The sequence below is a fragment of the uncultured Microbacterium sp. genome (assembly GCF_945952435.1).
Lineage (GTDB): Bacteria > Actinomycetota > Actinomycetes > Actinomycetales > Microbacteriaceae > Microbacterium.
Genome location: NZ_CAMFHZ010000002.1, coordinates 106484 through 118911, shown reverse-complemented (window position 1 = coordinate 118911; position 12428 = coordinate 106484). Strand labels below are relative to the sequence as shown.

The 12428-nt window shown below is 72.1% G+C and carries 11 protein-coding genes; 6 read left to right on the top strand and 5 right to left on the bottom strand.

The window, feature by feature from the left end; genetic code table 11:
* Nucleotides 1-33 precede the first annotated feature (33 nt).
* Together Q0P88_RS01470 and Q0P88_RS01465 are read right to left on the bottom strand one after the other, a co-directional pair.
* A complete protein-coding gene (locus Q0P88_RS01470) occupies nt 34-690 on the bottom strand; it encodes a TMEM175 family protein (protein WP_295010509.1) in 657 nt (218 codons plus the stop codon).
* A gap of 67 nt (nt 691-757) precedes the next feature.
* Nucleotides 758-1360 (bottom strand): GNAT family N-acetyltransferase, encoded by a 603-nt coding sequence (locus Q0P88_RS01465; protein ID WP_295010508.1) that lies wholly within the window; start codon nt 1358-1360, stop codon nt 758-760.
* 86 nt (nt 1361-1446) lie between these two features.
* Here Q0P88_RS01465 and Q0P88_RS01460 point away from each other — a divergent pair, with 86 nt between their 5' ends.
* Nucleotides 1447-2514: a low specificity L-threonine aldolase gene (locus Q0P88_RS01460; protein WP_295010507.1), complete on the top strand. Its 1068-nt coding sequence runs from the start codon at nt 1447-1449 to the stop codon at nt 2512-2514.
* A 48-nt stretch (nt 2515-2562) separates the two neighbouring features.
* On the opposite strand, the gene Q0P88_RS01455 is transcribed toward Q0P88_RS01460, so the two are convergent.
* Nucleotides 2563-3180, bottom strand: coding sequence for an NUDIX hydrolase family protein (locus Q0P88_RS01455; RefSeq protein WP_295010506.1), 618 nt, complete (start codon nt 3178-3180; stop codon nt 2563-2565).
* Between the two features lie 86 nt (nt 3181-3266).
* Here Q0P88_RS01455 and Q0P88_RS01450 point away from each other — a divergent pair, with 86 nt between their 5' ends.
* A complete protein-coding gene (locus Q0P88_RS01450) occupies nt 3267-3962 on the top strand; it encodes an alpha/beta hydrolase (RefSeq protein WP_295010505.1) in 696 nt (231 codons plus the stop codon).
* Here Q0P88_RS01450 and Q0P88_RS01445 read toward each other — a convergent pair.
* Nucleotides 3938-4279 (bottom strand): hypothetical protein, encoded by a 342-nt coding sequence (locus Q0P88_RS01445; protein ID WP_295010504.1) that lies wholly within the window; start codon nt 4277-4279, stop codon nt 3938-3940. The two genes, Q0P88_RS01450 and Q0P88_RS01445, sit on opposite strands and share 25 nt — an antisense overlap.
* Nucleotides 4280-4570: 291 nt before the next feature.
* On the opposite strand from Q0P88_RS01445, the gene Q0P88_RS01440 reads away from it, so the two are divergent.
* Genes Q0P88_RS01440 through Q0P88_RS01430 form a run of 3 tightly spaced genes read left to right on the top strand, consistent with a single transcriptional unit; the run spans nt 4571 to nt 7195 of the window.
* Nucleotides 4571-6259, top strand: coding sequence for an ATP-binding cassette domain-containing protein (locus Q0P88_RS01440; protein ID WP_295010503.1), 1689 nt, complete (start codon nt 4571-4573; stop codon nt 6257-6259).
* 59 nt (nt 6260-6318) lie between these two features.
* Complete coding sequence (locus Q0P88_RS01435; protein ID WP_295010502.1) at nt 6319-6960, top strand: NADPH-dependent F420 reductase; 642 nt, start codon at nt 6319-6321, stop codon at nt 6958-6960.
* A gap of 52 nt (nt 6961-7012) precedes the next feature.
* Entirely contained in the window at nt 7013-7195 is a 183-nt protein-coding gene (locus Q0P88_RS01430) for a PspC domain-containing protein (RefSeq protein ID WP_295010501.1), read from the top strand.
* Nucleotides 7196-7222: 27 nt separating this feature from the next.
* Here Q0P88_RS01430 and Q0P88_RS01425 read toward each other — a convergent pair whose 3' ends face one another.
* The gene (locus tag Q0P88_RS01425; protein WP_295010500.1) at nt 7223-7471 is read right to left on the bottom strand and encodes a DUF6157 family protein; all 249 of its coding nucleotides are present in this window, start codon (nt 7469-7471) and stop codon (nt 7223-7225) included.
* A 65-nt stretch (nt 7472-7536) separates the two neighbouring features.
* Here Q0P88_RS01425 and Q0P88_RS01420 point away from each other — a divergent pair, with 65 nt between their 5' ends.
* A complete protein-coding gene (locus Q0P88_RS01420; RefSeq protein ID WP_295010499.1) occupies nt 7537-12411 on the top strand; it encodes a DEAD/DEAH box helicase in 4875 nt (1624 codons plus the stop codon).
* Nucleotides 12412-12428 lie beyond the last annotated feature (17 nt).

The following is a 12428-nucleotide window of genomic DNA, read 5'->3' as shown; positions in this document are numbered from 1 at the left end:
TGAGGACACCCCTCACGCCGTGCCGCCCTGGAGTCAGGGCGTGCGCCTGCTGCGCCCCGCGACCGCCTGGATCGGCCCCGACAGCACGAGCAGGAACAGCGCCGCGTAGCCGATCCTGGGCAGGGTGACCGACACGATCAGCGCGATGGCGAAGAGCACCGCCGTCACCACCTCCGCCGTGATCCCTCGGCGCAGCGCCGCCGGGTCGATGCCGTGCAGCCCCGGATGCCTCCGCAGGTACAGCCGCGTCGCCAGCATGAGCAGGGACGACAGCAGCAGCGAGCCGATGTAGACGAACTTCTGCGCGTCGTCGGTGGACATCGCCCCGAGCATCGCCGTGCTGACGGGCAGCCACACGATCGTGAACATCCAGCCCACCTGCAACCACACGAGCGGAGTGCTCACCCTCTCGACGCGGTCGAAGACGCGGTGATGGTTGATCCAGAGCAGCGCGATGATGACGAAGCTCAGCGCGAAGCTCCACAGCGGTCCCTGCTCCTCCTGCAGGTACTGCAGCGTGCTCTTCCCCTCCCGCGCGAGCTCGGAGACGTTCTCCAGCAGCGGGAGGATCAGCAGGGTCATGGCGATCGCCACGACCGCGTCGACGAAGGCCTTCAGCCGCTCGGCGGACAGCAGCGGATGGCGCGCATCGGGCGGCGATGCCGCGTCGTCCAGGGGGGACTGGCTCATTCCCGCATGCTCCCGTACCGATCGTGGGGCGGTCAAGCCGCCGCACCGGGACCACGGAGCACCGCAGTCAGAGCTCGCGGCGCATGACCACTCGGCGGACCGTGGGCCGCGCGACCTCGAAGAACCCCGCCGCGAGGAACGCCCCGGGAGATCCGACGTTCATCTCGCCCCAGGGGACGTTTGCACCGTCGGCGCGCAGGGGATAGCCCTCGACCACACGCGCGCCCGAGCGGCGGGCGTGCTCGACGCCCGCCTCGACCATCGGGTAGGTGAGACCCCGTCCGCGAAACCCCGGTCGCACGATCAGGCAGGCGATCGCCCAGACGCCCTCGTCGTCCGGGTCCTCGTCGCGCCCCTTCCACGGGACGGGAGAGCCGCGAAGCCGGGCGTAGACGCGGCGCTGATCAACGGCGCACCACGCCACCGGCTCGCCGTCGAGGAAGCCGAGCAGGCCTGTCGTGCCGAGGGCGGACGGATCTCCGCAGTGCGTCTCGCCGCGCAGCAGCGCCGCGCGCTCCCCCTCGGACATCGGCCACCAGTCGCGGTCGCCGAGGCGCTGCCGCTCGCACTGGCATCTCCGCGCCGAACCGGTGAGAACGGTCTGCAGATCGTCCCACGCCGCCCGGTTCGCCGGGACGACGCAGAACCCCTCCCGATCGCCGTCGCCCATGTCACGGGAGCATAAGACCCGGAGGACCACCTCCGGAAGAGGGCGCGAAGCACGGTTCAGAGGCCCGCAGCCCGTAGGCTTGTGCGGTGAGCGTTCTGCATGATCCGGCCGTCCGCGGCTTCGCATCTGACAACTACTCCGGCATCCACCCCGAGGTGCTCGCGGCGATCGCGGCGGCCAACGACGGCCATCAGATCGCGTACGGCGAGGACGCGTATACCGCTCGCCTGCAGGAGGTCTTCCGTCGCCACTTCGGCGAGGACGTCGAGGCCTTCCCCGTCTTCAACGGCACGGGCGCCAACGTGACCGGACTCCAGGCCATGCTGCCGCGCTGGGGCGCCGTGATCGCGGCCTCGACCGCGCACATCAACGTCGACGAAGGCGGTGCGCCGGAGCGGATCGGCGGGTTCAAGATCCTCTCCGTCCCCACCGACGACGGCAAGCTCACGCCCGAGCTCGTCGACCGCGAGGCCTGGGGATGGGGTGACGAGCACCGCGCCCAGCCGCTCGTGGTCTCGATCACGCAGACCACCGAGGTCGGCACGCTCTACACGGTCGACGAGATCCGCGCGCTCGCGGATCACGCGCACGAGCGCGGCATGAAGCTGCATCTCGACGGCGCACGGCTCTCCAACGCCGCGGCCGCGCTCGACTTGCCGCTGCGGGCCTTCACCCGCGACGCCGGCGTGGACGTGCTGAGCTTCGGCGGCACCAAGAACGGCGCGATGCTGGGCGAGGCGATCGTCGTGCTCACGCCCGGTGCGGCCGACGGACTGTCTTACTCGCGCAAGTTCAACATGCAGCTCGCCTCGAAGATGCGGTTCGTCTCGGCGCAGCTCATCGCGCTGCTCAAGGACGACCTCTACCTCCGCAACGCGCGGCAGTCGAACGCGATGGCGCGCCGGCTCCGCCGCTCGCTTGAAGCGGGCATCGCCGACGGATCCATCCGCGGCGTCGCCTTCACCCAGCCCACCCAGTCGAACGGCGTGTTCGCCACGCTTCCGGAGGGCGTGGCCGACCGGCTGCGCGAGACCTTCCGGTTCTACGACTGGGACGCCGCGCGCAACGAGGTGCGGCTGATGTGCAGCTTCGACACCACCGAGGCCGACATCGACGCGCTCGTCGCGCTCATGGCCCAGGAGACGAGCCGCTAGGTCCGCCCAGCGCAGCAGTCCGAGGGCCCGGCGCAGCAGTCCGAGGGGTCAGCGCAGCAGTCCGAGGTGCGCGAGCGCCTGCCGGATCAACGTGCCGCGGCCGCCCTCCATCTCAGCGGCGAGCGCGTCGCTCGCCGCTTCCTCCGGGCTGAACCAGGTCACCTCGAGCGCATCCTGCCGCGGCTCGCAGGTGCCGGTGACGGGCACGACGAAGGCGAGCGACACCGAGTGCTGACGGTCGTCGTGATAGGCGCTGACCCCGGGCAGCGGGAAGTACTCGGCCACGGTGAACGGCGCCGGGGACGGCGGCATCATCGGGAAGGCCATCGGCCCCAGATCGTTCTCCAGGTGCCGGAAGAGCGCGTCGCGCACGGTCTCGCCGTAGCGCACACGCCCGGAGACGATCGTGCGGGTGATCTCCCCGAGCGGCGTCGCGCGGAGCAGGATCCCGATATCCGTGACCTGTCCCGATCCGTCTGTGCGGACGGGGACCGCCTCGACGTACAACATCGGCAGGCGGCGTCGCGCCTGCGCGAGCTCGACATCGGTCAGCCAGCCGGGGTTGGCCCCTCCGGAGGCGCCGAGACCGTCCAGACCGTCGCCGAGACCGCCGGGGAGCTCGTCGCCGGAGTCGGCCGGATCGGGGTCGGGTGTGCGTACCGCCATTGTCCTTTTCTACCAGCCGCACTTCGGGATCGGGCACGCGGCCCGGTCAGAGCGGCCGTGTCGGGGCGCTGGGGCAGGATGGACGCATGGCGGAGAGCGTAGAGATCGACGACGGCGCCGTGCGCGCCTCCGGACGGGGCGAGGGACGACCTCTGCTCGTGCTGCTGCACGGGTACGGCTCCGATGAGAAGGATCTGTTCGCGCTCGTCCCGTTCCTCCCGGACGGGATCGCGATCGCCTCGCTGCCGGCACCGCTGGATGCCCCGTGGCCGATGCCGGGGCGGTCCTGGTACCCCATCGACGAGCTCGAGCGCCGGGATCCCGCGACCGTCACCGCGGCGGCCGACGCCGTCCTCCGCTGGCTCGACGCGCACGCGGGGGACGCGCCCTCGATCGCGCTGCTCGGCTTCTCCCAAGGCGCCTCCGTCGCCCTGCAGACGATGCGTCGTGAGCCGGACCGGATCGCGGCTGCCGTCGTGCTGAGCGGCTACGCGGCACCGGGTGCGATCGACGGCGACGCCGCGCTGCGCGATCGACGCCCTCCAGTCTTCTGGGGCCGCGGCACGAACGACGACGTGATCCCCGCCGCGCTCGTCGCGCACACCGCCCAGTGGCTGCCCGATCACGCCCAGCTCACCGGACGCGTCTATCCGGGCCTCACGCACAGCGTCTCGGAGGAGGAGCTGGGCGATGTCCGGCGCTTCCTGGAACGCTGGCGGGACGACGCACTCGCCGGGCGCGCCGCCGACAGCGAAGATCAGCCCGGGATCACCGGATCCTGACCCGGATCCCCGTGGTCCGGGTCGGCTCGATCCACCTTCCCTGGGGCCGGTTCCGCAGCGTTCTCCGGTCCGCGGTCGACGCGGGAAGCGTCGTCGTCGGAAGCGCGACGACGCGCGTCCTCCCGGTCTCGCCGCGCTCCCGCCACGGTGAACAGCACCATGACCGCGGAACCGATCACGAGACCCGCCGCGATCCCGGCGCCGGCGTTGCCGAGTCCCGCCGCGAGGGCGACTCCGGCCGCCATGCCGACGGCCAGCCCGACGCCGAGCCCTGCGCGCCGTACGGTCTCCCCCGACGTCCGCGGTCGCTCGTCCATCCCTCCAGGCTAGATCCCGGAAGGGACGGTGACGTGTCAGGATGCGCGTGCGGCATGTTCCGACACGCCCGGGTTGCGTGTCTCCTCGTGGCGCGGGTATCGTCGTGCGGGTCCTGTCCGCCGTGTAAGGAAGTCCCTTGATCTGAGTCGTCGTCTCCGCGTTCCATCCACGCGCTGAACCGACGCTCCTTCCTGCCCGCAGGCACCTCGATCGCCTCCCGCGACGTCCTCGTCGCGACGTCCCCGATCGGAGCCGGGATCAGCGCACCCGAGATCACCGGGAGTCCGCTCATGTCATCATCCCTTCCTTCCTCCGCCGTCGTGCTCGACCGCGTCCGCTTCGTCTGGCCCGACGGCTCTGTCGCCCTCGACGACGTCTCCGGAGCCTTCGGCGAGGGTCGCACCGGCCTCGTCGGCCGCAACGGGTCCGGAAAGTCGACGCTCCTCCGCCTCATCGCGGGCGAGCTGCGGCCGACGTCGGGGCGGCTCGCGACGAACGGAGAGGTGTCCACGCTGCCGCAGCGCCTCACCCTCGACACCGGGGCCCGGGTCGCGGAGCTGCTGGGCGTGGACCGGGCCCTCGACGCCGTGCGCGCGATCGCCGCGGGCGACGTGCGCCAGGCGCGTTTCGACGATGTCGGCGACGACTGGGACGTCGAGGCGCGCGCCGAGGCCGCCCTCGCAGAGGCGGGGCTCGCCGGGTCGTACCTCGACCGCACCGTCGGCGAGCTCTCGGGCGGCGAAGCCGTGCTCGTCGCGATCGCAGGGATCCGGGCCCGCCGTGCGCCGATCACCCTCCTCGACGAGCCGACGAACAACCTCGACCGCGACGCGCGTGCGCGCCTCGGCGAGATGGTGCGCTCGTGGAAGGGCACGCTGATCGTGGTCAGCCACGACACGGCGCTGCTCGAGCTCATGGACGAGACGGCCGAGCTCTACGACGGGGATCTGAGCGTATTCGGCGGCCCGTACTCGCAGTGGCGCGCCTGGCTGGACGCCGAGCAGGACGCGGCGCGGCAGGCCGAGCGCGACGCCAAGCAGGCCGTCCGCCGGGAGAAGCGGCAGCGGATCGAGGCGCACACCAAGCTCGCCCACCGCGAGCGCACCGCGAACAAGGCGGAGCGCGAGAAGCGCGTGCCGAAGATCGTGGCGCACGGACGTCGGATGGCCGCAGAGGTGTCGGCCGGACGGCTCCGCGTCGAGGTCGCGGAGAAGGAGGGGGCGGCTCGAGCGGCGCTCGACGATGCGGGCCGACGGGTGCGCAGCGAAGCGAGCATGAACGTCGAGCTGCCGGATCCCGGCGTCTCCGCGTCGCGCCGCATCGCCACGATCGGCGACGCGGAGCGCTCCTGGACGATCCAGGGTTCCGAACGGGTCGCGCTCATCGGCCGCAACGGCGTCGGCAAGACGACGCTGCTCCGGCGTCTGGTCGCCGAGTCCGACGCCGAAGCCGTGGTCGGAGCCGGGGTCGAACACAACGCAGGAGAACCCGCCGTGGCCGGGGCCGGATCGCCGTGCGTCACGCACGACGTCCTGCGTTGTGTCGCGCACACCGATCGCATCGGCTACCTGCCCCAACGCATCGACGGTCTCGACGAGTCCGCGACCGTCGTTCAGGCCGTCGGTGCGCGGGCGCCGGGGCTCCCCGAGAAGGAGCTGCGCAATCGACTCGCGCGTTTTCTCCTCCGCGGGGCGACGGCGGATCGGCGGATCGCGTCGCTCTCCGGCGGGGAGCGCTTCCGGGTCGCGCTGGCCGCGCTGCTGCTCGCGGACCCCGCCCCGCACCTCGTCGTGCTCGACGAGCCGACGAACAACCTCGACCTGGACACGGTGGACCATCTCGTGCAGGCACTGCGCGCCTACCGCGGAGCCGTGCTGATCGTGAGCCACGACGACGCGTTTCTGCGGCGGCTGGAACCGGATCTCGTGCTCGAGCTCGGCGCCGACCGTGCCCTCGCCGAGGTGACGCTCGGAACCTGACCCTCGCCGCTCCCCGCGCGTCGGGAATGCGATCGCGGGTGCGCGCTGTTGCGCACATCATGACGACGATAGGGATCATCGGAGCAGGACACATCGGCAGCGCTCTGGCGGAGGCCTTCGCGGGCCTCGGCTACGACGTCGTGATCGCGAACTCACGGGGCCCCGAGACGCTCAGCGCGCTCACCGGCCGACTCGGCCCGCGCGTGACCGCGTCCACCGCGGCCGGAGCGGCCGAGGCCGCCGACGTCGCCGTGGTCACCGTTCCGCTGAAGGCGGTGGAGGACATCCCCGTGGATCCGCTCGCCGGGAAGATCGTGCTCGACACGAACAACTACTACTTCGAGCGCGACGGCCGCATCGGGTCCCTCGACCGCGGCGAGACCACCACGTCGCAACTCCTGCAGGAGCACCTGCCCTCCTCGAAGGTCGTGAAGGCGTTCAACCACATCGCGGCCGGGGAGATCCTGACGACCGGCTCCCCGGCGGGGACGTCCGATCGTCGCGCGCTCGGCACGTCCAGCGATGACGAGGACGCGATCGCGTTCGTGACCGATGTGTACGATCGGCTCGGATTCGACACGGTGAGCGCGGGTCCGCTGAGCGAATCGTGGCGCCTCGAGCGGGATCGTCCCGCCTACGTCACGCGGCAGAACGCGGAGGAGCTGCGGGCCAACCTCGCCGCGGCGAACCGCCTGCCGTGACGAAGGCGGGCGGCCCCAGGCGCCGCTCAGGACGCGGCGGCAGGATGAGGGCATGAGCACCCTCGTCCGGCCCCGCAAGGGGCGCGTCATCGCCGGAGTCTGCGCCGCCCTCGCCAATCGTTTCGGCTGGCCCGTGTTCCTCATGCGTCTGCTCGCCGTCGTGCTGATGGTGTTCGCAGGCCTGCCGCTGTGGGTCTACATCGTGCTGTGGATCCTCATCCCGAAGGAGAAGTGAGCGGGCACGGACGGGTGCTCCCGCAGTTCACGCGCGCCGAGACCGCATCGCCCTGGTGTGGGCGAGCGCGGGATCCGCGGCGTGCCGCGCGTAGTCCTCGGATTCTCGCGCCACGAGCGTGACCCGTCCCTCGGCGTCGCTCAGCACTCCCCAGCCATACCTCTTTCCCAGTGGCGATGCGCGCAGGCAGGCCTGTCCGCGAGCGAAGAAGGCCTCACGTGCTGAGGAGTCCTCGGGGTCGATGCCATGTCGCAGCGCCCAGGTGGCGAAAATCACGTCGAGCCGATTCCGCCCCTGGCGGATCCTGCCCCGATGTCGGTGGCGGCAGGGATGATGGAGTCATGCCCGTGACCGCCTCGGCACCCGGTGCTGCGACGGATCCGGCGCAGCACGTGCTCGACCGCTTCACCCCCGCGACCCAGGACTGGTTCCGCGGGGCGTTCGCCGAGCCCACGGCGGCGCAGGCGGGGGCATGGGAGGCCATCTCCGCGGGGCGCCATGCGCTCGTGGTCGCTCCGACCGGGTCAGGCAAGACGCTGTCCGCGTTCCTCTGGGCCATCGACCGGGTGTTCCGCGAGCGGACCGAGGAGGGGGCGACGGCCGAGGACGCCGAAACGCCGCCCGCGTCCGCCTCGAAGGGCGGGCGCCGCAGGAAGGGCAAGGACAAGGCGGACGACCGCCCGGGCCGCACCCGCATCCTCTACATCTCCCCGCTCAAGGCCCTGGGCGTCGACGTCGAGCGCAACCTGCGCTCTCCGCTCATCGGCATCGGCCAGTCCGCGCGCCGACTCGGAGTGCCCGCCCCGGCGGTGACCGTCGGCGTCCGCTCGGGAGACACGACCTCCTCCGACCGCCGCAAGCTCGTCGCCGATCCGCCCGACATCCTCATCACGACGCCGGAATCGCTCTACCTCATGCTCACGAGCCGCGCCGGCGAGACACTGCGCGACGTGCACACGGTCATCATCGACGAGGTGCACGCGGTCGCGGCGACCAAGCGCGGCGCCCATCTCGCGGTGAGCCTCGAACGGCTCGACGAGCTCCGTCGCGCGGCAGGGCACGAGACCCCGGTGCAGCGGATCGGGCTGTCGGCGACGGTGCGTCCGATCGACGAGGTCGCGCGCTTCCTCGGCGGTGCGCAGCCGGTCGAGATCGTCGCGCCGCCGGCGTCCAAGACGTTCGACCTGCAGGTCGTGGTGCCCATCGAGGACATGCTGAATCCCCCTCCTCCGCCCGGCACCGACGAGACGCCGCGGCCCCCCGGCGCGGAGCGGGTCGAGGAGGGCGGTGCGGACGCCTTCGGCGAGAGCACCGAGATGACCGGATCTGTCTGGCCGCACGTCGAAGAGGCGATCGTCGACAAGATCCTGCAGAACCGCTCGACGATCGTGTTCGCCAACTCCCGCCGTCTCGCCGAGCGGCTGACGGGGCGGCTGAACGAGATCTACAGCGAGCGGATCGGGCTGGATCTGCCGTCAGCGATGATGCCCGCCGCGATGATGGCGCAGGCGGGGTCGACGGCCGGCGCGGATCCGGTGCTCGCCAAGGCGCACCACGGCTCCGTGTCGAAGGAGCAGCGGGCGATCGTCGAGGAGGAGCTGAAGTCGGGCGTGCTGCGCTGCGTCGTCGCGACGAGCAGCCTCGAGCTCGGCATCGACATGGGCGCGGTCGACCTGGTGATCCAGGTGGAGGCCCCTCCGTCCGCCGCGTCCGGCCTGCAGCGGGTGGGTCGCGCGGGCCATCAGGTCGGCGAGATCAGCCGCGCATCCCTCTTCCCCAAGCACCGCGGCGATGTGCTGCACACCGCGATCGTCACCGAGCGCATGCTCGCCGGGCAGATCGAGGCGATCGCCGTGCCGCGCAACCCGCTCGACATCCTCGCGCAGCAGACCGTGGCCGCGTGCGCCCTCGACCCGATCGACGTCGAGACGTGGTTCGACACGGTGCGCCGCAGCGCCCCCTTCGCCGCTCTCCCCCGTTCGGCATATGAGGCGACCCTCGACCTCCTGGCCGGGCGCTTCCCCTCGGACGAGTTCGCCGAGCTGCGTCCGCGCCTCGTCTGGGACCGCGATGCGGGCACGCTCACCGGACGCCCCGGGGCGCAGCGGATCGCCGTCACGAGCGGGGGCACGATCCCGGATCGCGGACTCTTCGGGGTCTTCGTCGCGGGGGAGTCGACCGGGGCACGGGTCGGCGAGCTCGACGAGGAGATGGTGTACGAGTCGCGCGTCGGCGACGTGTTCACCCTCGGCACGACGAGCTGGCGGATCGCCGAGATCACGCACGACCGCGTCAACGTCATCCCCGCCTATGGCCAGCCGGGCAAGGTGCCGTTCTGGCACGGCGACGGCCTCGGCCGCCCCTTCGAGCTCGGCGAGGCGCTCGGCGCCTTCAACCGGGAGGTGGAGGGCGCGACGCCGGAGAAGGCACGCGAGCGTCTCACCGCGGCCGGCCTCGACGAGCGCGCGCAGGTCAACCTGCTCGCCCACCTCACCGAGCAGAGGGAGTCGACCGGCACGCTGCCGACCGATCGCTCCCTCACCGTCGAGCGCGGCCGCGACGAGATCGGCGACTGGCGGGTCATCCTGCACTCCCCCTACGGCCAGACGGTGCACGCGCCGTGGGCGCTGGCCGTGAACGCACGGATCCGCGAGCGCCTCGGCGTCGAGGGCTCCGCGGTCGCGAGCGACGACGGCATCATCGTGCGCATCCCCGACGCCGACACCGAACCGCCCGGCGCCGAGCTGTTCGTGTTCGAGCCCGACGAGCTGGAGCGCATCGTCACCGAGGAGGTCGGCGGATCCGCGCTCTTCGCCTCGCGATTCCGCGAGTGCGCGGCCCGTGCGCTGCTCATGCCGCGCACGAATCCGAACCGGCGCACGCCCCTCTGGCAGCAGCGGCAGCGCTCGGCCCAGCTGCTCGAGGTGGCCCGCAAGCACCCGACGTTCCCGATCATCCTCGAAGCTCTGCGCGAGGTGCTGCAAGACGTCTACGATCTCCCGTCGCTGCGACGTCTCGCGACCGGCATCGCCGAGCGACGGATCCGGCTCGTCGAGGTGCAGACCGCTCAGCCGTCGCCGTTCGCCCGCGATCTGCTGTTCGGCTACGTCGGTGCGTTCATGTACGAGGGCGACTCCCCGCTCGCCGAACGTCGCGCCGCCGCGCTCTCGGTGGACCCCGCTCTGCTGGGCGAGCTGCTGGGTACGGTCGAGCTGCGAGAGCTGCTCGACCCCGACGTCATCGCGCAGTTCGAGCGCGAGGCGCAGCGGCTCGATCCGTCCCGTCGTGCTCGCGGCGTGGAAGGGGTCGCGGACCTGCTCCGGATCCTCGGACCGCTCGACGCCGAGGAGGTCGCCGCCCGGCTCGATCCCGCCGCGAGCACAGACCCCGCCCCGAGCACCGATCCCGCCCCGAGCGCAGCACCCGCCGATGGCATGGACGACGGCGACGCCGCGGAGGGGACGGCGACGGTCTCCGAGGCCGCCGATCACCTGCGCGCGCTCGTGAAGGCGCGCCGCGCGATCGAGGTCACGATCGGCGGGGTGCGGCGCACGGCCGCGATCGAGGACGCCGGACGTCTGCGCGACGCGCTCGGGGTGCCGCTCCCGGTCGGGATCCCCGTCGCCTTCCTCGAACCCCTCGCGGACCCGCTGGGAGACCTCGTCGCCCGGCACGCCCGCACGCACGGCCCGTTCCTCGGATCCGCCGTCGCCGAGCGCTTCGGACTGGGCCCTGCGATCGTGCGCCAGACGCTGCAGCGGCTCGAGGCCGACGGGCGGCTGACCAGCGGCTACTTCCTGCCGGATCCGCCCGCAGGCGCATCCGGAGCCGGTCGCGCATCGGCCACCTCCGCCGGCCCGGACGAGACGGAGTGGTGCGACGCCGAGGTCCTCCGACGGCTGCGGATGCGGTCGCTCGCGGCGATCCGCGGCAGCGTCGAGCCCGTTCCGCCGGCCGCCTTCGCGCGCTTCCTGCCCGAGTGGCAGCACCTCGGACGCCCTCTCGAGGGCGTCGACGGCGTCGCGACGGTGATCGAACAGCTCGCGGGCGTGCCGATCCCCGCGAGCGCGTGGGAGTCGCTGATCCTTCCCCAGCGCGTGCGCGACTACCGCCCTGCGATGCTGGACGAGCTGACCAGCTCCGGCGAGGTCGTCTGGGCCGGTCACGGCGCGCTGCCCGGCCGCGACGGCTGGGTCTCCCTGCACCCCGCCGATCTCGCGCCGTTCACCGCGCCGTTCGCGGAAGAGCTGCCGGAGGAGGGCTCTCTCGAGGCGCAACTGCGGGCGGCACTGGGGTCCGGCGGGGCCTATTTCGCGTCACAGCTCAAGGAGGCGACCGGCGCCGAGAACGAGGCTTCGGTCGTCGAGGCACTCTGGAACCTCGCCTGGGCCGGGCTCGTCACCAACGACACCTTCACGCCCATCCGCGCCCTGATCAGCGGGGGCAACCAGGCGCACAAGGTCACCCGGAGGGCTCCCCGCACCCGCACGTTCCGAGGCATGAGCCTCGCCCGCCCCTCCTCGGCGCCGCGCCCCCTGAGCGTCGGCGGGCGCTGGTCGCTGCTCCCGGAGGTCGAGACGGACCCCGCCCGGCGCGCGACCGTCGCCGCAGGGCTCCTGCTGGACCGTTACGGCGTCGTCACGCGCGGATCCGTGCAGGCCGAGGGTCTGCCGGGCGGTTTCGCGCAGGCCTATCGCGTGCTCGCCGGGTTCGAGCAGGCGGGGCACTGCCGACGCGGCTACGTGATCGAGCATCTCGGCGCGGCGCAGTTCGCGGCCTCCGCGACGATCGACCGGCTCCGCACGTTCGCCGGTCTCGCGGATCCTCCCCCGCGGATCGCCCGCGCGCTGGCCGCGACGGATCCGGCCAATCCCTACGGAGCTGGACTCGGCTGGCCGCGCCTCGATGCGGTCTCCCATCGTCCTGGCCGCAAGGCCGGAGCACTCGTGGTGCTCGTCGACGGCGCCCTGGCGCTCTACCTGGAACGCGGCGGGAAGACCGTGCTCGCCTTCACCGAAGACGAGGACGAGTTGCGCGCCGCCACCGCCGAGCTCGCCGCCACCGCGCGCGCCCACCGTCTGGAGACCCTGACGGTCGAGAAGGTCAACGGCGAGGGGATGTACGGAACCGAGGCCGGAACGCGCCTCGGTCGACTGCTGCAGGAGGCCGGATTCGTCGCGACTCCGCGTGGCTACACGCTGCGCAGGGCGCTCTGAGGGCGCCCGATGCAGCG